Origin of the sequence: Pseudooceanicola lipolyticus (assembly GCF_002786325.1) — a bacterium.
GTDB classification, from domain to species: domain Bacteria; phylum Pseudomonadota; class Alphaproteobacteria; order Rhodobacterales; family Rhodobacteraceae; genus Pseudooceanicola_C; species Pseudooceanicola_C lipolyticus.
The window spans coordinates 1-21166 of record NZ_PGTB01000046.1; the positions used below are offsets into that span (position 1 = coordinate 1).

A 21166-nucleotide genomic window follows, 5' to 3' on the forward strand; every position below is an offset into this window, starting at 1 on the left:
CCGCTGCATCCGCGCCGGCCAGTCCGCCCGCGTCACCGCCGCCTCGAAAGCGGCGTCGCCCAGCCCCATATGCCGCAGCGCCGCCACCGCCGCACCGGCATTTTCCACCTGATGCGGACCCGGCAGATTCGGCAGCGGCAGATCGCGCAGCCCGGTTTCGTCACGATAAACCAGCCGCCCGGCTTCGGATTGCACATGCCAGTGCTGGCCATGTACCAGCAGCGGCGCGCCGACGCGGGCGGCCTGCGCCTCGATCGCCTCCAGCGCCGGCTCGGGCTGCGGCCCGACAATACAGGTCACGCCACGTTTCAGGATGCCGGCCTTTTCAAAGGCGATCTTAGCCAGCGTGTCGCCCAGATATTGCTCGTGATCGAGCGAGATCGGGGTGATCACCGTCAGCCGCGGCGCGGCCGGCACATTGGTGGCATCCAGCCGCCCGCCCAGCCCGACCTCGAGCAGGGTGTAATCCGCCGGCACCCGCGAAAACGCCAACAGCGCGGCGCAGGTGGTGATCTCGAAATAGGTGATCGGCGCACCGCCATTGGCGGCGTAACATTCGTCCAGCACCGCCGCCAGTTCGGGTTCCGAGATCAGCGCGCCGGCCAGGCGGATGCGCTCGTGAAACCGGGCCAGATGCGGCGAGGTATAGGCATGGGCGGTGAGCCCCGCGCCCTCGATCCCGGCGCGGATCATCGCCTGAGTCGAGCCCTTGCCGTTGGTCCCGGCCAAATGGATGATCGGCGGCAGGCGATCCTGGGGATTGCCCAGCGCCTCCAGCAGGCGCCACACCCGGTCCAGCGTCAGATCGATGATCTTGGGATGCAGGGCCATCATCCGTTCGAGGATGAGGTCGGAACCGGTGGTCATGTCCCGGATGCGGCCCCCTGACCGGATTTTTCGGCGGGTTTGTCGGCGGGCGGCGCGGTTTCCGCCGGGTCCGGTGCCGGCAGGTCGCCGCGCACCGCGGGCGGCATGTTCAGCAGCATCCGCACGATGGTGATCAGTTCCTCGCGCAGCTCGGTCCGCTTGGTCACCCGGTCCAGCATGCCGTGATCCAGCAGGTATTCGGCGCGCTGAAAGCCTTCGGGCAGCTTTTCGCGGATCGTCTGTTCGATCACCCGTGGCCCGGCAAAGCAGATCAGCGCATTGGGCTCGGCGATGTGAATGTCGCCCAGCATCGCATATGACGCGGTGACGCCGCCGGTGGTGGGATGGGTCAGCACCACGATATAGGGCAACCCGGCCTCTTTCAGCATCTGGATCGCCACGGTGGTGCGCGGCATCTGCATCAGGCTGAGGATGCCTTCCTGCATGCGCGCGCCGCCGGCGGCCGAGAACAGCACCAGCGGGCGTTTCAACTTCACCGCCTCTTCGGCGGCGGCGATGATGGCGTTGCCGACATACATGCCCATCGACCCGGCCATGAAGGAGAAATCCTGCGCCGCGGCGATGATCGGGGTGCGGCCGATCTCGCCCGCGGCGACCAGCATCGCCTCTTTCTCGCCGGTTTCGCGCTGCGCGCTCTTCATCCGCTCGGGATAGCGTTTCTGGTCGCGGAAATGCAGCGGATCGGCGATCGGGTCGGGGACTTTGATTTCGCTGAACACGCCGCCGTCGAACAAGGCCCGGAACCGGGCGCGCGGGGTGATCGCCATGTGATGTCCGCAATTGGTGCAGACATTCAGATTGTCGCTGAGTTCGCGGTGAAACAGCATCGTGCCGCAATCGTCGCATTTCTGCCAGAGATTCTCGGGCGTCTCGCGGCGCGAGAAGATCGAGTTGATCCTCGGCCGCACGAAATTGGTGATCCAGTTCATCTGTGCGTGACTTTCATCGCCGGTGCTCGGGGCTCGACATAAGGGCAGGTCGCCGGAAATGCAATCAACGCCGGATCGCCAGCCGCGCGGCCAGCCAGCTGACCAGCATCAGGGCAAAGTCGATGACCAGCCAGATCCGCATTTCCTCGGTATCCGACATCGCATAGGGCGCCACCGCCAGGGACAGGCCGCTCATCGAGCCGGGCACCGCGATCAGCAGCAGCGGCGACAGGTTGTTGACGAAATGCAGCGCGATCGCCGGGCCCAGGGTGCCGGCCCGCGCCGTCAGGTCGGCGGTCAGCAGCCCGAACAACACCGCCCAGATCAGGATCAGCGGCGCATTGGCACCGGCCACGGCCGGGGTGTAATGGCCCAGCCCGAACAGCAGCGCGGGCACGCCCATCCAGATCAGCGGGCTGGAAAAACGTGCCGCCAGGCTCTGCTGGATATAGCCGCGGAACAGCAGTTCCTCGCTGCTGGTCTGCACCAGCACCGCGCCCAGCGACAGCGGCAGCAGCGCCAGCCAGGTGCGCATATCCAGATTGCGCTCCAGCTCGAGCCCCATGTCATAGGGCGGCAGCATCAGCACCAGCACCGCCAACAGCACCAGCACCCGCAACACCCGCCAGAACTGGCGCAGCGCCAGCCCGGGATCGCCGATCAGGCTGAGCGGCGCGCGGTCCTGCAACAGCCGCGCCGCCAGCAATGTGGCACCGGTCAGGATGGCAAAGCCATAGAGCAGCACCAGCAGCGAGGCCGGAGTGGTGCCGATGGCGCCGGGGCCGCGCAGCCCGCTGCGGAACAGTTCGGGCGCCAGCATCCGGGCCACGGATGTCAGCGTGGTGCTGACCGTGAACAGGATCACCGCGACCAGCACCAGCCCGGCAAGCAGCCGCCACAGCTGCGGCAGCCGGCGTGACGGCGCCACCAGGGATTCATGCGCGGCATAGGCGTGGTCACGGCCCGGCATGGGCACCCACCGAATCGAAACCGCGCATCGCCGGGCGGACACCCGGCACCGCGTTCATCTCATGCGCCATGTTGGCGGCCTGGGCGAGGTTTTCGCTGACCGCTTCCAGCAGGCGCATCGCCACCGCCGAATCCGATTCAATCACCGCGCGGAATTCCTCGGCACCGATGCGCAGGAACCGGCTGGGTGCGGTGACCACCAGGTCGGTATGGCGGTCGCGGTTCAGGATGATCGACAGGTCGCCGATCAGCCGGCCGGGTCGGATCACGGTCAACGGCCGCACCTCGGGGCCGCTGTCTGGCCAGCGCATCTCGGCCTCGCCTTCCAGGCACAGGTAGACGGCATCGGGTCGGGCTCCTTCGGAAAAGATCACCTGGCCGGGAAGGGCATCGTACCATTGCGCCGAAAAGGCAAGCAGACGCTGGTTGCGCTGGCTCAACCGGCTGAAAAGTTCCGTTCCGGCAATGATCTTCATCTTCTTGCGCAGATCCGGCGAGGCCCGGTCCTCTTCGGGCCCGGCCTTGGCGGAGGCGCCGCCATCGATCCGGCCGTCTTGGATTTCCAGGTACAGGTCATAGCGGTCGGGATTTTCGAACCGGTCCTCCATGAAGATGATGGTGGTCTGCGGCAACAGTTCGCGCAGCGCCTCGCGCGCGTGGTGGCGGCTTTTGGCGTCATGGCTGGCCAGCGCATTGTCGATGATCAGGATATCGGGCCGCTTGATCGCCGCCCGGCAGAACCCGGCGCGTTCCTGGATCACCGTTGGCAGGTTGGCGCCGCCCAGCCCCGCCTGCATGTCATAGATGACCGCGGCGAGGCGATCGCGCAGACCGTGTTCGGCCAATACCTCGGCCACGACATCCTCGACCGCCTCGGCCTTGGCGCCGGCCATGATCGAGATGCGCCCGAAAATCGCGTTTTCGGTCACCGTCAGCCGCGGCAGATAGGCGTCTTCGGTGACCGCCATGAACATGTCACCGGCCATGCCGCGCAATTCGTTCAACCGGGACTTGCGCAGGTCGAGGATTTTCTTCTTGAACTCCTCGGGAAAGCTGGGGCCGATCTGCTCGGCGGTCAGCAGGAACGGCACGGTCAGCATCAGCGCTGCCTCGCTCCGCGACAGGCCGGCATCGCCCAGGCGGGTGCGCTTGGCGGCGATCTCGGTCAGCCGGCGGTAAACGTCTTCTTCGATCCCCAGGCGCCGGAACAGCGGGTGGTCGGTGTCATCGCGGCCGAAGGTATGCGCCAGCGTGTCGATCACCCCCTGCGCGATCTTGAGCGCCTCTTCGGCCAGCCCCAGATCATGCAGCGTCTGGATAAAGCGCGACTTGCCAGCCAGGTTCTGCTGCGAGATGCGCTTGATCGGCACCGCATAGAGCAGGTTGCCGCCCAGCGGCACCGCCGGGTTAAACCTGTCGGGGTCAAAGCGATACACCTCGTCGGCCAGCCCCTTTTGCTGCAGCCGCTCGCGGATCTCGGGGCGCAGTGCGACGATGCGGTCGGCCAGCTTGCGGTGCAGCATGGGGTCGAACTGCGATCGCAGGGTGCGGCGGAACATCTCTTCGTCGATGCCCATCGCTTCCAGCAGCTTGAACCACCATTCGCGAATTTCCGAGCCGTCGGTCAACCCGGCCAGTTCGGGATTGACCCAATCCACGTCCAGCGCATCGGTGCTGTTGCCCGATCTCAGCGCCTCGGCCGCCTTGACGTCGTGGCCCTTGGGATCCCACCGGTCCTGGAGCGGCCGCATCCTGAGCGGCAGCAGGATGTTGTCACCCAGCGAGCCGTCGAACAGGTAGGGGCGGGAATTGGCATAGCCGATCCGGGCGGCGATCACCGCCTGGTGCAGGTCGTCCAGGCGATGGCCCGACACGGTGATATGGCCGCGCGAGGGCACCAGTTCACGGGTCAGCAACTGCGCCAGCGCGGCCCGCTCCGAGGGTCGCAGGCTTTTGATCGCGACCCGCGCATCGCGCGGGATCGTCAGGTTCAGATCTTCCAGCACCGCGTTGCCCTCGGCATCGTGCACGGTGACATTGTGAAACTCGATCGGACCGTTCAGATGCGGGATCGAGGCGGGATCGCCCTCGAACAGCTGTTCGCGGATCATGCCACGGGGGGCAAACCGCTCGGTCACCACCTGCCAGCGCAGCGACATGTCCTGCACCTGATTGTAGAAATACAAAAGCTCTTTCCACGGCGCCGACAGGTCCTTGTAGGCGGCCAGCGCCGCCACCAGCGCCCCGACGGTGATGTCGCCGCGAATGGCCAGATAGCCGCCGACCGCGTAGAAGAAGAAGGGCGTGAGGTGGCCGATCATGTTGTTCAGGAACTTCATGAAGAATTTCTTCTGATAGATCCTGAACCGAATCTCGAACAGCAGCCCCAGCCGGTCGGTGAATTGCGCCAACCGATACCGCCAGCCGCCATTGGCGCGCAGGTCGCTGATGCCCGCCGCGCTTTCGCCGATTTCCGACGACAGATGGCGAATCTCCTGAATCCGCGCCTTGTTCAACTGGTTGATCTCGCGCTGCAACATCGGGATCAGCCAGGCCTGCAGCGGGATCAGCGCCACCGAGGCCAGCCCGAACCAGACGCTCTGCATGAACAGGAAGAACAGGATGGTCATCATCTGGCCGAACTGGAAGGCGGGCTGGGCCACCGCATCGCCCATCAGCCCGCCCATCGGTTCGGCCTCGGAGGTGATCATCGACACCAGCTCGCCCTGGCTGGTGGTGCGGAAATAGGGCGCCGGAAACCGCATCATCCGGTTGATCAGCTGATAGCGCAGCCGCCGCAACAGCCGTTCGGACAACACCCCTTTCAGGGTGTTCAGTTGCATCTTCATCAGCCCGCCGATCAGCACCGTCGCCAGGAAGGCCACGCATAGCAGCAGCAAATATTGCACCTGGCTGAGAGTGACACCGAACAGGTCGATACTGGACTCGCTGGCGCCGATGGCATCGTTGACGATCCGCTTAGGCAATTCCAGCGAGGCATAGAGAAACGGAAAGGTCAGCACGGTCAGCGCCAGCAACCACAGCTGCTGGCGCTTGGAATGCTTCCAGATGAAAGCGAATATCGAACGTTCCATGCCCGTCTCCCGGAAATGCGCTGCCGGCCTTTCAGAATGCGAAATGTCTTAAATCCGAAACAGGCACCTGAGGTATGGCCCAGAAATTCGGTTTGCAAGGTTCATTCCTGCACACCGGCCCTGCCCCTTGTGCAAGCATTTGCGCAGGTTTATTGCGAAGCAAGCCATACGTCACGGGGAGTGCAGCCATGCTTAAGCGTCAGTTCAACAAGTCGAAATTGCCCAGTCGCCACGTTACCGAAGGGCCGGAACGGGCGCCGCACCGGTCCTATCTTTACGCGATGGGGCTAAGCGACGAGGAAATTCACCAGCCTCTGGTCGGCGTGGCCACCTGCTGGAACGAGGCCGCACCCTGCAATATCGCCCTGAACCGCCAGGCACAGTCGGTCAAGATGGGGGTAAAGGCGGCCAGCGGTACGCCGCGCGAATTCACCACCATCACCGTCACCGACGGCATGGCGATGGGCCACGAAGGCATGCGCAGCTCGCTCGCCTCGCGCGAGGCGATTGCCGATACCGTGGAACTGACGATGCGCGGCCATTGCTATGACGCCATCGTCGGGCTGGCCGGCTGCGACAAGTCGCTGCCCGGGATGATGATGGCAATGGTGCGGCTGAACGTGCCGTCGGTCTTCATCTATGGCGGATCGATCCTGCCGGGCCGGCTGAACGGCAAGGACGTGGTGGTTCAGGACGTGTTCGAGGCGGTGGGCCAGCATCAGGCCGGCAATATGTCGGATGCCGAGCTGGACGTGCTTGAACGCATCGCCTGCCCCTCGGCCGGCGCCTGTGGCGGCCAATACACCGCCAATACCATGGCCTGCGTGTCCGAGGCGATCGGGCTGGCGCTGATGAATTCCTCGGGCATGCCCGCGCCCTACGAAAGCCGCGACCAATATGGCGAGGCTTCGGGCGTCGCGGTGATGAACCTGCTGGAGAAAAACATCCGCGCCCGTGACGTGGTGACCCGGCAATCGCTGGAAAACGCGGCCCGCGTCGTGGCCTGCACCGGCGGCTCGACCAATGGTGGCCTGCACCTGCCCGCCATTGCACATGAGGCCGGAATCGATTTCGACCTGATGGATGTCTGCGACATCTTCCGCGACACGCCCTATTTCGTGAACCTCAAGCCCGGCGGCGAATATGTCGCCAAGGATCTCTACGAGGCCGGCGGCGTGCCGGTGGTCCTGCGCGAACTGCGCAAGGCCGGTCTGATCCACGAGGATTGCATGACCGCATCGGGCCACAGCATCGGCGAGGAGCTGGACAAGATCACCCGCGAAGTCGACGGCAAGGTGATCCACTCGGTCGCGACGCCGATCTCGAAAACCGGTGGCGTGGTCGGCCTGATCGGCAACCTGGCCCCCGAGGGTGCCATCGTGAAAGTTGCCGGCATGACCGCCGAGGAACAGGTGTTCACCGGCCCGGCGCGGGTGTTCGAATGCGAAGAGGAAGCCTTCGAAGCGGTCAAGGCGCGCGGCTATAAGGAAGGCGAGGTCATCGTGATCCGCAACGAGGGCCCCGCCGGCGGCCCGGGCATGCGCGAGATGCTGGCCACCACCGCGGCGCTGTCGGGCCAGGGCATGGGCAAGAAGATCGCCCTGATCACCGATGGCCGATTCTCGGGCGCGACCCGCGGCTTCTGCGTGGGCCATGTTGGCCCCGAGGCGGCGCTGGGCGGGCCGATCGGGCTGGTCGAAAACGGCGACATGATCACCATCGACGCGATCAAGGGCGAAATTTCGGTGGATCTGACCGACGAGGTGCTGGCCGAGCGCAAGAAGAACTGGAAAGGCCCGCGCGAGACGATCTATGCTTCGGGTGCGCTGTGGAAATACGCGCAGCTTGTGGGCGCGACCAACAAGGGCGCGGTCACCCATCCGGGAGGAAACGCCGAGAAGCATGTCTACATGGACCTCTAGGATCGCCACCGCCGGCTTGCTGGCGGCAGCATTGTCGGGATGCGACGCGGCGACGGGCCTGCCCTTCGCCGCCGATCTCGGCGCCCTCTCCGAGGCGCCCGGCCGTGCGCGCATGGTCACGGTCTCTCTGGCCGGCGGTGCGGTGATCCTCAGCGCGCCCGAGGGCTATTGCATCGACCGCCGAACGCTGCATCGCACACCCAAGGCCGGTTTTGCGGTGATGGCCCGGTGTGACACCCTGGGGGTGCGCGGGTTCTTCGGCGCCCATGACCTGGCGATCATCACCGTGACCACCGCACCGCAGGCTCCCGGCGCCGCCGCGCCGGATACCGAGGCGGTGGCGCGTTCGGCCGATGGCGCCGAGGTGCTGGACCGGCAATCGCGCGACGGGCTGTCGCTGATCCGGTTCGGCCAGGGCGCGCATGGTCTGGAAGGGGTCAGCCCGGTGCATTGGCGCGGCGCCTTCGCGCTGAACGGCCACCTGGTGGGCGTCGGGCTTTACGCCCCCGAGGGCAGCGCCGTGCTGCGGGAGGATGGCGCCCGATTGCTGCGCGACCTGACCAGCCGCACCCGCGCCGCCAGCACCGACCAGACCGCCGCCGAATGATCTGAACCCCAAAAACAAAGCGCGGGGCAAATGCCCCGCGCCGGTATGGGTGTCAGAGGGTCAGGCTCAGTTCACGGCCTTGGCATCGACCACGTCGGTCTCGACCGCCTTCTGGCTGGTGATCTCGATCCGGCGGGGTTTCAGCGCCTCGGGCACCTCCCGCTGCAATTCGATATGCAGCATGCCATCGGCATGGGAGGCACCGGTCACGCGCACATGATCGGCCAGCTGGAAGCGGCGTTCAAAGGCGCGGGTGGCAATGCCGCGATGCAGATAGGTCCGTTCCTTGTCGTCCTCATCCGCCTTGCGGCCCGACACGACCAGCCCGTTTTCCTTCAGCTCGACATTCAGGTCATCGGCCGAGAAACCGGCAACGGCGATCGAAATGCGATAGGCATCGGCATCAATTTTCTCGATGTTATACGGGGGATAGGTGGGCTGGCTGACATCATTGCTCATCAGCCGGTCCAGCATGTCGGCCATCTGGTCAAAGCCAACGGTTGCACGGTGCAGCGGTGCAAAATCAAAGTGACGCATTTTGTTCATCCTCAGTCTTGAGCGATTTACGACGGCCCTCCGCTTGGGACGGGCGTTTCACGTATCACCGGAACCCGTATTGGCATCCCGGTGCTGATCAGATGGGAAGCGAAAACCGGGATTCAAGCCCCCGGTTCAGGGCTTTACAAATTTCGCCCCGGTCCCGCTGCGATCCCCGCCCACGGTGATCCGGCGCAGGCTGGCCTGCGGCGCCTGGCGGGTGGCGCGCAGGGTGGCCTTGAGACTGTCGACCAGCGCGGGCAGTTCCATGCCTAGCGCCACCTTGCCATCACCGGTGCGCGCCATCTGCGAAACCACCGACAGGATCCGCACCCGGTTGCCGGTTTTGACAAAGACCGGCGACCCGGACGAACCAAAGGTCACGTCGCAGTCAAACACCAGCAGCGCCTGGTTCCGGTACAGCATGTTGCAGCTGCGCTGCCGCGACAGCGCCTCGGCCCGGCCCTTGCCGTAGGACACCACGCTGACCGGCAGGCCCTTGGTTTCCCCGCTGTGCAGCGCGAAGGGATCGACCTCGGAAACCGGGATCGGCTGCTCCAGTTCCAGCAGTGCCACATCATGGCGGGCGCGCGCGGTGGTGGCGCGCGGCCCGGGTTGATATTCCGGCGGCACGGCGATGCGGGCCACCCGGCGTTCGGCAATCGCGCTACCGTGGCTGAACCCGGCCCTGAAGGTCAGGCTGGACGGCGCGGCCATGCTGCGCCGGTCCGGACCATAGACACAATGCGCGGCGGTCAGCACCAGATCGGGCGCGATCAGCGTGCCGGTGCAGAACCCGCCGCTTGCATGGTCAAGCCGGCCCACCGCCTCCCAGCCCAGCAGGTCGTCGCGATCACCCAGCCGGATTAGGCCCGAGGCGGTCTGGGCCGCGGCGGTTGTGGCCCACAGCCCGGCAATCAAAGCCAGGGTCAGGCCGCGCAGGCTCATGGTTTGATGAACTTGGCGCCGGTATCGTGGCGTTCGCCGCCGACGATCACCCGCGTCGCCGCGCCGGCGCTGTCATCGCGCGCCAGCCCGGCCAGCAGCAGCGCCAGCGGTTCGTCCAGATCGGTGCCCAAGGCCACCCGGCTGCCGCCGACCTCGGCCTTGGCCGAGACCACCGACACGATGCGTGGGGTGCCGTCGGCAAAGGAAAACACCGGCGCCCCGGACGAGCCGTAATCGACGTTGCAGGACATCACCAGCACCCCCTGCTGGCGGGCCATCACCCGGCAGACCTCTTGCAGCGAGGGCGCCTCGGCGCGGTCATGGGCGTAGGAAACGATGCCGATCTCCTCGCCCTTGCGCGGGCGGGTCGCGGTCTTGAACGGCACCACGGTGGTGTTTCGGATCGGGTGCTGCAATTCCAGCAGCGCGACATCGTTCTTCACCCGCTCGGGCGCCAGGTTTTCCTCATACCTGTAATCGGGATGCACCACCGCCCGGCGCACAAAGCGATAGGCCGAGGCGCGGCCGTTGCGCCAGCCAGCGAGAAATTCGATGGTTTCGGCATCGATGCGGGTTCGGGTCTTCCGGTCATACAGGCAATGCGCCGCGGTCAGCACCAGGTTGGGGGCGATCAGCGCGCCGGTGCAGAACCCCGCGCCGTTGATGTCCAGACGGCCAACCCCTTCCCAGGCGCGGCCGTCATCGGTGGTATCCAGCCGCTGCAGGCGGGCGTCCTGCGCCGATGCCGCGACCGGCAGAAGAAATGCCAAGATGATACCTGCCCAGCGCCGCACCGCCTGCTCCCGTAACTGTTCCCTGGCGCTGGTCTAGGCGCGCGCTTGGGCGAAATTAGGGCGTCTGTGCGGCGACGCCAAGGGCAAGCGCGGGCGGTTTCGGCCCACCCGTCGCCCAATCGAGCAATTCGACGGTATGCACCACCGGCAGCGCGGTCCCCGAGCCGATCTGCATCATGCAGCCGATATTGCCCGCGGCGATCAGATCCGGCGCCTTGGCCTCCAGCGTGCGGATCTTGCGCGCTTTCAACTGCCCCGAGATTTCGGGCTGCATCAGGTTATAGGTCCCGGCGGAGCCACAGCACAGGTGGCTGTCGGCTGGCTCCACCACTTTGAACCCCGCCCGTTTCAGCAGGGCTTTGGGATGTGTCTTGATCTTCTGCCCGTGCTGCAGCGAACAGGCGGCGTGATAGGCCACCGTCAGCCCCTGGTCGGCGCCTTCCGGCAGGTCCAGCCGGGTCAGAACCTCGCTGACATCCATGGCGATGGCCGAGACCTGCGCCGCCTGCTGGGCCAGCGGTCCGGTGCGGAACATGTGGCCGTAATCCTTCACCGTGGTGCCGCAGCCCGAGGTGTTGATGACAATCGCATCCAGCCCCGCGCCCGCCATCTCGCGCGTCCAGGCGCGGATGTTCTTCTCGGCGGTGGCATGGCTCTCCTGCGTCTTGCCCATGTGATGGGTCAGCGCGCCGCAGCAGCCGGCACCCCGGGCCACCACCACCTCGCAACCCAGCCGGGTCAGCAGGCGGATGGTGGCGTCGTTGATATCGGTGTTCAGCGCCCGCTGGGCGCAGCCGGTCATCAGCGCCACCCGCATCTTCCGCGCCCCCTGCGCCGGGAAACTCTGCGGGGTGTCATTGCGGCTGACCGGCGGGATCCTGGCCGGCGCCATGTCCAGCATCGCCCGCAGCCGCGCGTCCGGCAGAAAGCCCTTAAACGGTTTCGCCAGCTTGGCCCCCAGCAGCGCCAGCCGGAACCGGCCCGGATAGGGCAGGATCCGCGCCAGCAGCCAGCGCAGCGCCCGGTCCGAAAACGGCCGGTTGTAGTGCCGTTCGATATAGTCGCGCGCATGATCGACCAGGTGCATGTAATGCACGCCGCTGGGGCAGGTGGTCATGCAGGCCAGGCAGGACAGGCAGCGGTCGATATGGCGCACCGTCTTTTCATCCGGCACCCGCTCGTTCTCCAGCATGTCCTTGATCAGGTAGATGCGGCCGCGCGGGCTGTCCAACTCGTCACCCAGCACCTGGTAGGTCGGACAGGTGGCGGTGCAAAAGCCGCAATGCACGCAGGCGCGCAGAATCTCGTTGGCCCGCGCGGTGCCGGGATCGGCCAGCTGTTCGTCGGTAAAGGTGGTTTGCATGCTTACTCCTGCAAGGCGGCGTCGGCGCCCATCAGCCCGCGGTTGAATATGCCGCGCGGGTCGAACCGGGCGCGCAGGCCGGCACTGATCCGGGCCAGCGGTTCTGACTCGGGGTGGAACCGGCCCAGCCGGGCAACGGTGTCTGCCGATGCGCGCATCAGCGTGGCATGGCCCGGCACGGTCATCCGCGCGCGCAGATCGCTGCCCTCGGCCATGCGCGCCCAGATCAGCCCGCCGCCCCAGTCGAACAGCAGCTGCTCGGCCCCCAGCTGCGCCGCCAGGCCGGGCGCATCGCCCGGCTTGACCGAGATCCGCCAGAGATCGCCCGGCTGCCCCTGAAACGGCGCCACGTCGCGCACCGCGCGCCAGATCGCCGCGGATTGTTCGGCCGAAGGTACCGGCTCGACCGCGCCGAACCGGCCCAGAAGATCGGCCAGCCGCCCGGCGCGATAAGTCACCGAATCGGCAAAACCCTCGATCCGGATCATCGCCGCCGGCCCATCGCCCAGATCGCCATAGGCCGCACCGGTGACGTCGAAGGGCGAGCCCAGCGCCGCCGACAGCGCCGCCACCGCCGCCCCGGTGTCCAGCCCGGGCAGCAACAGGGTCGCCGCGGTCTCGGCCCGCGGCAGCACCTTCAGCGACACCTCGCTCAGCACGCCCAGCGTGCCGTGACTGCCGCAGAGCAGCTTGACCAGGTCATAGCCGGTGACGTTCTTCATCACCCGGCCGCCATTGGAAATCGCCTGGCCCTGCCCGTCGACAAACCGCACGCCCAGCAGGAAATCGCGGCAGGCCCCTGCCGCCACCCGGCGCGGCCCGCTGACATTGGCCGCCACCACACCGCCAATTGTCGGCTCGCCCTGGGTGCCCAGCAACCCGCGATGATCCATCGGCTCGAAAGCCAGCCGCTGGTTTTCTGCCGCCAGCGCCGCCTCGATCTCGGCCAGCGGCGTGCCCGCCGCCGCCACCAATGTCAGCGCGCCCGGCTCGTACAGCTGGATACCGGTCAGCTCCTGCGTGCTCAGCACCGCGCCCTCGGCCTGCACCCCGCGCGTGCCGCCGCCACGGATCGCCAGCGGCCCGCCTGCAGCTTGCACAAATTTACAAAGATCCGCCTCGCTCGCTGGTGCCTGCATCTTTTTCTCTTTCCAATACGTCGGGATTTCCCGGGTCAGGTCCGAAAGCGGCAGCGCCGCTATTCCGCCGCCATCCGTGCCGCGCGCCGGTCCGCCGACACCGCCAGCGGAAACACCTTGGCCGGGTTCAGCAGCCAGGCGGGATCGAACACGTCCTTCACCGCCATCTGCGCCTCCAGATCTGCCTCAGTATACTGGTGCAGCATCAGATCGCGCTTCTCGATGCCAACGCCATGTTCGCCGGTCAGACAGCCGCCCACCTCGACACAGAGCTTCAGGATCTCCGCCCCCAGCGCCTCGCAGGTTTCCAGGTCGCCCGGCTTGTTGGCGTCGAACAGGATCAGCGGATGCATATTGCCGTCGCCGGCATGGAACACATTGGCCACCTTCAACCCATAGTCCTGCGACAGCGCGCCGATGCGGCGCAGCACCTTGGGCAGGGCGCTGACCGGGATGGTGCCGTCCAGGCACATGTAATCGTTGATCTGCCCCATCGCCCCGAAGGCCGATTTGCGCCCCAGCCAGATCCGCGCGGCCTCTTCCGCGTCCTGCGCCTCGCGCAGCTCCACCGGGTCATGGGTGCGGGCAATCGCGGTGATCAACCCCAGCTGGTGGGCAATCTCGTCTTCCGAGCCCTCGACCTCGACAATCAGCAGCGCCTCGCACATCGGATAGCCGGCCTGGGCAAAGGCCTCGCAGGCCTCGATACAGGGCCGGTCCATGAATTCGATCGCCACCGGCAGCACCCCGGCCTGGATGATGTCGCTCACGCAGGCGCCCGCCACCTCGTTCGAATCGAACCCGATCAGCACCGGCCGGGCGCCCTCGGGCTTGCGCAGGATGCGTAGGGTGGCCTCGGTCACCACGCCCAGTTGCCCTTCCGAGCCGCAGATCACCCCCAGCAGGTCCAGACCCGGCGCATCCAGATGGGCGCCGCCGATCTCGACCACGGTGCCATCCATCAGCACCAGGGTGACACCCAGCAGGTTGTTGGTGGTCACACCGTATTTCAGACAATGCGCGCCACCGGAATTCATCGCGATATTGCCGGCAATGGCACAGGCCAGCTGCGACGACGGGTCGGGGGCGTAAAAGAACTCTTCCTCCTCCACCGCGCCGGTGACCGACAGGTTGGTGCGCCCGGTCTGCACCCGGATCACCCGGTTGGCGTAATCGGTCTCCAGCACGTCATTCATCCGCGCCACGCCCAGGATCACGCAATCGCCGGTGGGAAGCGCGCCGCCGGCCAGCGAGGTGCCCGAACCGCGCGGCACCACCGGAACCCCCATCTCGTGGCAGATCCGCAGCACCTGCGCCACCTCCTCGGTCGAGCCGGGCAGCACCACCGCCATCGGCGGACAGCGATAGGCGGTCAGCGCGTCACATTCATAGGCGCGGGTTTCGGCGACATCCGAGATCACCGCATCGGCGGGCAACACCGTGCGCAGCCGTTCCACCAGCCGCGGTTTTTGCGCCAGGACCGCGGGGTCGGGCGGGGGCATCTCCATGTTCATCCTCCTTTTGGTAAGTTTATATTACCAATTTGCCCCATGGGCAATGCCACAACGGTGCACCTAGAATAGCACATGACCCTGATTTCCCGCCTCGGCATTTTCACGCCCCTCGATTACGCCGCACTGGCGCTGCTGTTGCTGCTTTGGCTCGGCATCGGCTGGCGCATCGAACACCCCTCGGCCCGGCGGGTCTCGGTGGCGCTGCTGATGGAAGGGTTCCGGCGCGACTGGATGACCCAGATGGTCGACCGCAATCCGCGCATCTTCGATGCGCAGCTTCTGGGCAACCTGCGCCAGGGCACCGCGTTTTTTGCCTCGGCCTCGATGATCGCAATCGGTGGCGGACTGGCACTGATCGGCAATACCGAACCGCTGGAAAGCCTGGTCGCCGATCTTGCGCTGGCCGATACCCCGGCGCAGGTCTGGGAGATCAAGCTGCTGGTGATCCTGTTGTTCCTGTCCAATGCCTTCCTGAAATTCGTCTGGGCGCACCGGCTGTTTGGCTATTGCTCGGTGCTGATGGCGGCGGTGCCCAATTCGCCACAAGAACCGCTGGCCTATATTCGCGCCGAACAGGCGGCCGAGATCAATATTTCCGCCGCCCGCAGCTTTAACCGCGCCATGCGCGCCATCTATTTCGCCCTCTCCGCCGCGGCCTGGATCCTCGGCCCCGTGCCGTTGATCCTGGCAACGCTGGCCACCGTCGCGGTGCTGTGGCGCCGCGAATTTGCCTCGCAGTCGCGCGCCGCGCTGCTGCGCTGCCCGCCGGGCACCACGGCGTCCCACGCAGATGTGATCACCGCCCGCGCGCGCCGGGGCTAGGTTGGCGCCATGCGATGCGCCCTGCCCGTTTTGCTTTGCCTTTTCGCCTCCGTCGCGCTGGCCGATGCGCCGGTGATCACCGCTGCGACGGCCAGCCGCAGCGGCGACAGCTGGCGGTTCGAAGTTACCCTGTCCCACCCCGACAGCGGTTGGGACCATTATGCCGATGCCTGGCGCGTGCTGGCGCCCGACGGCACCCAGCTGGGCCTGCGCGTGCTGGCCCATCCGCATGTCGACGAACAGCCGTTCACCCGCGCGCTCGGCAATGTCCACATCCCGCCCGGCATCACCGAGGTGAGGATCGAAGCGCGCTGCCTCACCGACGGATGGAGCGGCCGCTACACCACTGTTCCGCTCGACTGAGCCTGCCTTCTTGTCGGTAAAATTTTAGAAGACGCCCAAGCGCCGGGGCAACAGCTGCGCCGCCGGTTCAGGCCCGATGATAGGGGCCGCCGGCCAATATGGTTGCCGCGCGATACAGCTGTTCGGTCAGCATCACCCGGGCCAGCATATGCGGCCAGACCATCTGGCCGAAGGACAGCAGGAAATCGGCCTCGTCCCGCAGGTCCGGGGCGATTCCATCGGCGCCGCCGATGACAAAGGCCACGTCGCTGCGCCCGGCATCGCGCCAGCCGGCCAGCCGCTCGGCAAATTTTGGAGATGTCAGGGTGCGGCCGCGCTCGTCCAGCGCGCAGATCACCGCACCTTTCGGCACCGCGCGGCGCAGCAGCGCCGCCTCGGCCGCCATACCACCCCCCTTGCGGTCGTCAACCTCGCTGACCGCCGCGGGCCCCAAGCCCAGGGCGCGCCCGGTGCGGTCGAAGCGAGAGAGGTAGTCATCGATCAATTCTGCCTCGGGCCCGGCACGCAGCCGGCCCACGGCGCAGATATGTATGCGCATCAGCTTTTTATATCCGGCCGCGAGACCCGTTGGTGGATCAGTTCGCCGGCGCCGCCGGCTGCCACATCTTTTCGAGCTGGTAGAACTCGCGCACGTCGGGGCGGAAGATATGGACGATCACATCGCCGGTATCGATCAGCACCCAGTCGCCGGCATCCTTGCCTTCGACACGCGAAAGCCGGCCGAAATCCTGTTTCAGCCGCTCCACCAGCTTGTCCGCCATCGACGACACCTGCCGCGTCGACCGACCCGAGGCAATCACCATGTAATCGCCAATGGCAGTCTTGCCGCGCAGGTCGATCTGCACGACATCTTCGGCCTTGTCATCGTCGAGGGAGGTCAGGATACGGGCCAGCAACTCCTCGCTGCTCGGCTCGGATGGGGACGCAAGCATGGCGCCCCGGTCGTCAGCGGTTAAAACCGCTTCTGCAAATCTTGTCAGGAGAGCCTCCTCCTTGCTGCGCGCCGCTCGCCCCCGGCGCCAGGGATGTTCTAAATTTAGCAACCGGCGGGTAACATTTCAATGAAACGCTGAAAATCCACCCCGATGTGAAGCATATTTGATGAAACGCCGGGCGGGCCGCGCGGGCTGGTCAGCCCTCTTCGGGTGGCGCGCCGGGTCTGCGGGTCTCCAGAACCGACCCTTCCAGCACCCGCACCTCGCGCTGCGGGAAGGGGAAAGTGACACCGTTTTCGGCAAAGGCGTCCCACAGCGCCAGATAGACCTGGCCCCTGATATTGGTCAGTCCGCCGGTCGGATCGCTGATCCAGAACCGCAGGATATAATCGACGCTGCTGTCGCCAAAGCCGGTCATATGACAGACAGGCCGGTTGGGATGGGTCAGCACCCGGTCGACGCTCTCCGCCGCCGCCACGGCGATTTTGCGCACCTCATGCGGGTTGTCGCCATAGGAGGTGCCAAAGAAGATATCCAGCCGGACGAACTTGTTGGTATGCGACCAGTTCACCACCTGGCTGGTGATCAGGTCCTCGTTCGGGATCAGGTATTCCTTGCCGTCCCGCGTCACCACCGAGACATAGCGCGCGCCCAGGCTGTCGATCCAGCCGAAGGTGTCGCCCAGCGAGATCACGTCGCCCGGCTTGATCGACTTGTCCAGCAGGATGATGATCCCCGACACCAGGTTCGAGATCACTTTCTGCAAGCCAAAGCCGATGCCGACGCCGATCGCCCCGGACAGCAGCGCCAGCCCGGTCAGGTCGAAGCCCAGCGCGCGGATGCCGACGATGCCGACGATGCCGTAGATCACCACCTGCACCGATTTCACCGCCAGCACCCGCATCGACGGCGACAGGTCTTCGTTACGGGTCAGCGCGCTGCCGGCGCTGCGGGTGGCCAGCCGGGCCACCGCCATCATCACCACGATCAGCACCAGCGCCTTCAGCAGGGTCAGCAGCGACAGGCTCAGATCGCCGATGCCCAGCGTCACGCCGTCCAGGATGCGGGCGACATCGTCGGTGGCGTTCAGCGCGAAAAGGGTGGCATAGATCCACAAGCCCCAGGTCAGGATCTGGCGCAGCAGCCGGTTGCGCACCGCCCGGGTGACAAAGCCGATGATCAGCCAGACCATCGCCAGCGTCGCAGCCACCCCGATCAGATAGCTGCGCGAGGGCCAGGTCACCTGTTGCATCACCACATAGACCGCGCCGCTGAGCAGGGTGAAAAAGATCAGCGCCAGCCGCTTGCGCACCTGCACCAACAGGCGCAGCCGCCATTTCGGCCAGCCTTCGCGTGCGCGCGCCCACTCCTGCAGCCGCGGCGCCGCCAGCGCCCTGAGCAGCCACGCCAGGACGATCAGGCCCAAAATGATGAAAAGCTGATATTGCCGCCAGCCCGGCGTCACCAGCAGATAGAACCAACGCAGCCCCTCGGCCCAAAGCCATTCGGCCGTTTCGGCCAGCGACGTGAACGAGGATTGTGGCTCCATCTCCCTCCCTTTTTGGGATCAGGATGCACTGTCGCACCGCCCACGGCAAGCCGGATGGCCGAGGCCCGACGGTTTCGACGCTTGATCAGAGGCCGTCACAGATGTATCTGGTGGCCCATGACTCACCCATTGGCACTCAATTGCGACATGCAAGACCGCGCGCGTCTGCGCGAACGGTTTTTCGGTGCAGCCAGGACGGTTCTTGCGCGCCTATAAAGGGCGTTTGCAAGTTTCAACCCAGTTTCCAACTCTATGGGGAGAGGACCTATGTCCCCCAAAACGCTTTACGACAAGATCTGGGATGCCCATGTGGCCCACGAGGCCGAGGACGGCACCTGCCTGCTTTATATCGACCGCCACCTCGTACACGAGGTGACCAGCCCCCAGGCCTTCGAAGGCCTGCGCATGGCCGGCCGCAAGGTACACGCGCCGCAGCGCACCATTGCCGTGCCCGACCATAACGTACCCACCACACTGGATCGCGAAGCCGGCATCGAAAACGAGGAAAGCCGCATCCAGGTCGACGCGCTGGACAAGAACGCCAAGGATTTCGGTATCCACTATTACCCGGTGAACGATATCCGCCAGGGCATCGTGCATATCGTCGGGCCGGAACAGGGCTGGACCCTGCCGGGCATGACGGTGGTCTGTGGCGACAGCCACACCGCCACCCACGGTGCCTTTGGCGCGCTGGCGCATGGCATCGGCACCTCGGAAGTGGAACACGTGCTGGCCACCCAGACGCTGATCCAGAAGAAATCCAAGAACATGAAGGTCGAGATCACCGGCAAGCTGCGCCCGGGTGTGACCGCCAAGGACATCACCCTGTCGGTGATCGGCGCCACTGGCACCGCCGGCGGCACCGGCTATGTGATCGAATATTGCGGCGAGGCGATCCGCGACCTGTCGATGGAAGGCCGCATGACCGTCTGCAACATGGCGATCGAAGGCGGCGCCCGCGCCGGTCTGATCGCCCCGGACCAAACCACCTTCGACTATGTCAAAGGCCGCCCGCATGCCCCCAAGGGCGCGCAATGGGAGGCCGCGCTGGCCTGGTGGAAGACGCTGTTCTCGGACGAGGACGCGCACTGGGACAAGGTGATCACCCTGAAGGGCGAAGACATCGCGCCGGTGGTGACCTGGGGCACCTCGCCCGAAGACGTGCTGCCGATCACCGGGGTGGTTCCCGCGCCCGAGGATTTCAAGGGCGGCAAGGTCGACGCGGCCCGCCGGTCGATCGAATATATGGGGCTGACGCCGGGCCAGAAACTGTCGGAGATCGAGATCGACACCGTCTTTATCGGCTCCTGCACCAACGGGCGGATCGAGGATCTGCGCGCTGCTGCCGCCGTGCTGAAGGGCAAGAAGATCAAGGACGGACTGCGCGCCATGGTGGTGCCCGGTTCGGGCCTGGTCCGGGCCCAGGCCGAGGAAGAGGGGCTGGCCCAGATCTTCCAGGAGGCCGGGTTTGAATGGCGCCTGGCCGGCTGTTCCATGTGCCTGGCGATGAACCCGGACCAATTGGCGCCGGGCGAACGCTGTGCCTCGACCTCGAACCGCAACTTCGAGGGGCGGCAGGGCTATCGCGGCCGCACGCACCTGGTATCGCCCGCCATGGCGGCCGCCGCGGCGGTCACCGGGCACCTGACGGATGTGCGCGAAATGATGTGATGCGGTCAGAGGCAACGCATATCGACGACTATCTGGCAGAGCTCTCTGCCGAACAGCGCGATATCGTTGCCTCGCTGCGCCACCTCGTGCATGCGCATCTGCCGCAAGGCTGGGACGAAACCATGAACTGGGGGATGATCAGCTATGACATCCCGCTGGAGAAAAGCGGCAAGACCTATAATGGCAAACCGCTGATGTTCGCCGCGATCGGGGCCCAGAAACACCACGTCGGGCTGTATCTGTGCGGGCTGTACTGCAAGGCCGACCGCAAGGCGGCTTTCGAAGCCGCCTACACCGCCAGCGGCCGGAAACTGGACATGGGGAAATCCTGCCTGCGGATCAGGCACAAGGACCAGATCGACCCGGACAGCATCGCCCAGGCGCTGAGCGCGGTCACCGTCGAGGAATTTATCGAGGCGTCGCGTCGCTGACGCCAATCGGAGTTAGAAAAATGGACAAATTCACCAAACTCACCGGAATCGCGGCGCCCATGCCGCAGGTCAATGTCGACACCGACATGATCATCCCCAAACAGTTCCTGAAAACCATCAAGCGCTCGGGGCTTGGGGTGAACCTGTTTGACGAGATGCGCTATGACCGCGACGGCAACGAGATTGCCGATTTCGTGCTGAACAAGCCGCAATATCGCGAAGCCGAGATCCTGGTGGCCGGCGACAATTTCGGCTGCGGCTCGTCGCGCGAACACGCACCCTGGGCGATCAAGGATTTCGGCATCCGCTGTGTCATCGCGCCCAGCTTTGCCGATATCTTCTACAACAACTGCTTCAAGAACGGCATCCTGCCGATCGCGCTGCCGCAAGAGGCGGTCGACGTGCTGATGAAGGATGCCGAAAAGGGATCGAACGCGCGCATGACCATCGATCTCGAGGCGCAGACGGTGACCACTTCGGACGGCGAGGTGATTCCCTTCGAGGTCGACTCGTTCAAGAAGCACTGCCTGTTGGAAGGGCTGGACGATATCGGTCAGACCCTGTCCAAAGTTGCCTCAATTGACACCTACGAGGCGAAGACGGCGCAGGAACGCCCCTGGGTCTGAGCAAATAGCCAATCAATTCTGCCGACAAGGCCGGGCCATGTGGTCCGGCCTTGTCATTGTTTCC

The 21166-nt window shown here is 65.6% G+C and carries 20 protein-coding genes; 7 read left to right on the forward strand and 13 right to left on the reverse strand.

The window, feature by feature from the left end; genetic code table 11:
* The 4 genes from CVM52_RS12450 to CVM52_RS12465 all read right to left on the reverse strand — a co-directional run.
* The coding region (locus tag CVM52_RS12450) for a bifunctional folylpolyglutamate synthase/dihydrofolate synthase (RefSeq protein WP_100162821.1) at nt 1–867 on the reverse strand (867 nt) is incomplete at its 3' end.
* Nucleotides 864–1817: an acetyl-CoA carboxylase, carboxyltransferase subunit beta gene (accD, locus tag CVM52_RS12455; protein WP_100162822.1), complete on the reverse strand. Its 954-nt coding sequence runs from the start codon at nt 1815–1817 to the stop codon at nt 864–866. The genes accD and CVM52_RS12450, both read right to left, overlap by 4 nt.
* Before the next feature lie 64 nt (nt 1818–1881).
* Nucleotides 1882–2787 carry a CPBP family intramembrane glutamic endopeptidase gene (locus tag CVM52_RS12460; RefSeq protein WP_100162823.1) on the reverse strand — a complete coding sequence of 302 codons (906 nt, stop codon included), beginning with the start codon at nt 2785–2787 and terminating at the stop codon, nt 1882–1884.
* A complete protein-coding gene (locus CVM52_RS12465; protein ID WP_100162824.1) occupies nt 2774–5881 on the reverse strand; it encodes an ABC transporter transmembrane domain-containing protein in 3108 nt (1035 codons plus the stop codon). The genes CVM52_RS12460 and CVM52_RS12465 overlap by 14 nt, the downstream gene beginning before the upstream one ends.
* A 188-nt stretch (nt 5882–6069) precedes the next feature.
* On the opposite strand from CVM52_RS12465, the gene ilvD reads away from it, so the two are divergent.
* Nucleotides 6070–7803 (forward strand): dihydroxy-acid dehydratase, encoded by a 1734-nt coding sequence (gene ilvD, locus CVM52_RS12470; protein WP_100162825.1) that lies wholly within the window; start codon nt 6070–6072, stop codon nt 7801–7803.
* On the forward strand, nt 7784–8410 hold the full coding sequence (locus tag CVM52_RS12475; RefSeq protein ID WP_133119838.1) for a hypothetical protein: 627 nt from the start codon (nt 7784–7786) through the stop codon (nt 8408–8410). Before ilvD ends, CVM52_RS12475 begins: the two co-directional genes overlap by 20 nt.
* A gap of 66 nt (nt 8411–8476) precedes the next feature.
* On the opposite strand, the gene CVM52_RS12480 is transcribed toward CVM52_RS12475, so the two are convergent.
* The 6 genes from CVM52_RS12480 to CVM52_RS12505 form a co-directional block, all read right to left on the reverse strand.
* Entirely contained in the window at nt 8477–8947 is a 471-nt protein-coding gene (locus tag CVM52_RS12480; protein WP_100162845.1) for an Hsp20 family protein, read from the reverse strand.
* A 135-nt stretch (nt 8948–9082) separates the two neighbouring features.
* A complete protein-coding gene (locus tag CVM52_RS12485) occupies nt 9083–9895 on the reverse strand; it encodes a trypsin-like serine peptidase (RefSeq protein ID WP_100162827.1) in 813 nt (270 codons plus the stop codon).
* On the reverse strand, nt 9892–10668 hold the full coding sequence (locus CVM52_RS12490) for a trypsin-like serine peptidase (RefSeq protein WP_306372759.1): 777 nt from the start codon (nt 10666–10668) through the stop codon (nt 9892–9894). Before CVM52_RS12490 ends, CVM52_RS12485 begins: the two co-directional genes overlap by 4 nt.
* Before the next feature lie 76 nt (nt 10669–10744).
* Entirely contained in the window at nt 10745–12052 is a 1308-nt protein-coding gene (gene glcF / locus CVM52_RS12495) for a glycolate oxidase subunit GlcF (protein WP_100162829.1), read from the reverse strand.
* Between the two features lie 2 nt (nt 12053–12054).
* A complete protein-coding gene (locus CVM52_RS12500) occupies nt 12055–13191 on the reverse strand; it encodes an FAD-binding protein (protein WP_100162830.1) in 1137 nt (378 codons plus the stop codon).
* A gap of 59 nt (nt 13192–13250) precedes the next feature.
* Entirely contained in the window at nt 13251–14699 is a 1449-nt protein-coding gene (locus tag CVM52_RS12505) for an FAD-linked oxidase C-terminal domain-containing protein (protein WP_100162846.1), read from the reverse strand.
* A gap of 78 nt (nt 14700–14777) precedes the next feature.
* Between CVM52_RS12505 and CVM52_RS12510 the strand changes: the two genes are divergently transcribed.
* The gene (locus CVM52_RS12510; RefSeq protein ID WP_100162831.1) at nt 14778–15527 is read left to right on the forward strand and encodes a DUF599 domain-containing protein; all 750 of its coding nucleotides are present in this window, start codon (nt 14778–14780) and stop codon (nt 15525–15527) included.
* A gap of 9 nt (nt 15528–15536) precedes the next feature.
* A complete protein-coding gene (locus CVM52_RS12515) occupies nt 15537–15890 on the forward strand; it encodes a hypothetical protein (protein ID WP_100162832.1) in 354 nt (117 codons plus the stop codon).
* A 67-nt stretch (nt 15891–15957) separates the two neighbouring features.
* On the opposite strand, the gene rlmH is transcribed toward CVM52_RS12515, so the two are convergent.
* The 3 genes from rlmH to CVM52_RS12530 all read right to left on the reverse strand — a co-directional run bounded on the left by rlmH (nt 15958) and on the right by CVM52_RS12530 (nt 18374).
* Complete coding sequence (gene rlmH, locus CVM52_RS12520; RefSeq protein WP_100162833.1) at nt 15958–16428, reverse strand: 23S rRNA (pseudouridine(1915)-N(3))-methyltransferase RlmH; 471 nt, start codon at nt 16426–16428, stop codon at nt 15958–15960.
* A 37-nt stretch (nt 16429–16465) separates the two neighbouring features.
* Nucleotides 16466–16822: a ribosome silencing factor gene (rsfS, locus tag CVM52_RS12525; protein WP_100162834.1), complete on the reverse strand. Its 357-nt coding sequence runs from the start codon at nt 16820–16822 to the stop codon at nt 16466–16468.
* A 199-nt stretch (nt 16823–17021) separates the two neighbouring features.
* A complete protein-coding gene (locus CVM52_RS12530; protein ID WP_100162835.1) occupies nt 17022–18374 on the reverse strand; it encodes a mechanosensitive ion channel family protein in 1353 nt (450 codons plus the stop codon).
* A 267-nt stretch (nt 18375–18641) separates the two neighbouring features.
* Between CVM52_RS12530 and leuC the strand changes: the two genes are divergently transcribed.
* Genes leuC through leuD form a run of 3 tightly spaced genes read left to right on the forward strand, consistent with a single transcriptional unit; the run spans nt 18642 to nt 21102 of the window.
* Nucleotides 18642–20045, forward strand: coding sequence for a 3-isopropylmalate dehydratase large subunit (gene leuC, locus CVM52_RS12540; protein ID WP_100162837.1), 1404 nt, complete (start codon nt 18642–18644; stop codon nt 20043–20045).
* Nucleotides 20045–20476 (forward strand): DUF1801 domain-containing protein, encoded by a 432-nt coding sequence (locus CVM52_RS12545; protein ID WP_100162838.1) that lies wholly within the window; start codon nt 20045–20047, stop codon nt 20474–20476. The genes leuC and CVM52_RS12545 overlap by 1 nt, the downstream gene beginning before the upstream one ends.
* 20 nt (nt 20477–20496) lie before the next feature.
* Nucleotides 20497–21102: a 3-isopropylmalate dehydratase small subunit gene (gene leuD / locus CVM52_RS12550; RefSeq protein WP_100162839.1), complete on the forward strand. Its 606-nt coding sequence runs from the start codon at nt 20497–20499 to the stop codon at nt 21100–21102.
* Nucleotides 21103–21166: the final 64 nt, after the last annotated feature.

Excerpts from the sequence above, each read along its gene's own strand:
- glcF (WP_100162829.1), bottom strand. The coding sequence starts at position 12,052 with ATGCAAACCACCTTTACCGACGAACAGCTGGCCGATCCCGGCACCGCG.
- rsfS (WP_100162834.1), bottom strand. The coding sequence starts at position 16,822 with ATGCTTGCGTCCCCATCCGAGCCGAGCAGCGAGGAGTTGCTGGCCCGT.
- ilvD (WP_100162825.1), top strand. The coding sequence starts at position 6,070 with ATGCTTAAGCGTCAGTTCAACAAGTCGAAATTGCCCAGTCGCCACGTT.
- leuD (WP_100162839.1), top strand. The coding sequence starts at position 20,497 with ATGGACAAATTCACCAAACTCACCGGAATCGCGGCGCCCATGCCGCAG.
- CVM52_RS12515 (WP_100162832.1), top strand. The coding sequence starts at position 15,537 with ATGCGATGCGCCCTGCCCGTTTTGCTTTGCCTTTTCGCCTCCGTCGCG.
- CVM52_RS12500 (WP_100162830.1), bottom strand. The coding sequence starts at position 13,191 with ATGCAGGCACCAGCGAGCGAGGCGGATCTTTGTAAATTTGTGCAAGCT.
- CVM52_RS12480 (WP_100162845.1), bottom strand. The coding sequence starts at position 8,947 with ATGCGTCACTTTGATTTTGCACCGCTGCACCGTGCAACCGTTGGCTTT.
- CVM52_RS12475 (WP_133119838.1), top strand. The coding sequence starts at position 7,784 with ATGTCTACATGGACCTCTAGGATCGCCACCGCCGGCTTGCTGGCGGCA.
- CVM52_RS12545 (WP_100162838.1), top strand. The coding sequence starts at position 20,045 with ATGCGGTCAGAGGCAACGCATATCGACGACTATCTGGCAGAGCTCTCT.
- rlmH (WP_100162833.1), bottom strand. The coding sequence starts at position 16,428 with ATGCGCATACATATCTGCGCCGTGGGCCGGCTGCGTGCCGGGCCCGAG.
- CVM52_RS12485 (WP_100162827.1), bottom strand. The coding sequence starts at position 9,895 with ATGAGCCTGCGCGGCCTGACCCTGGCTTTGATTGCCGGGCTGTGGGCC.
- leuC (WP_100162837.1), top strand. The coding sequence starts at position 18,642 with ATGTCCCCCAAAACGCTTTACGACAAGATCTGGGATGCCCATGTGGCC.
- CVM52_RS12510 (WP_100162831.1), top strand. The coding sequence starts at position 14,778 with ATGACCCTGATTTCCCGCCTCGGCATTTTCACGCCCCTCGATTACGCC.
- CVM52_RS12460 (WP_100162823.1), bottom strand. The coding sequence starts at position 2,787 with ATGCCGGGCCGTGACCACGCCTATGCCGCGCATGAATCCCTGGTGGCG.
- accD (WP_100162822.1), bottom strand. The coding sequence starts at position 1,817 with ATGAACTGGATCACCAATTTCGTGCGGCCGAGGATCAACTCGATCTTC.
- CVM52_RS12530 (WP_100162835.1), bottom strand. The coding sequence starts at position 18,374 with ATGGAGCCACAATCCTCGTTCACGTCGCTGGCCGAAACGGCCGAATGG.
- CVM52_RS12465 (WP_100162824.1), bottom strand. The coding sequence starts at position 5,881 with ATGGAACGTTCGATATTCGCTTTCATCTGGAAGCATTCCAAGCGCCAG.
- CVM52_RS12505 (WP_100162846.1), bottom strand. The coding sequence starts at position 14,699 with ATGGAGATGCCCCCGCCCGACCCCGCGGTCCTGGCGCAAAAACCGCGG.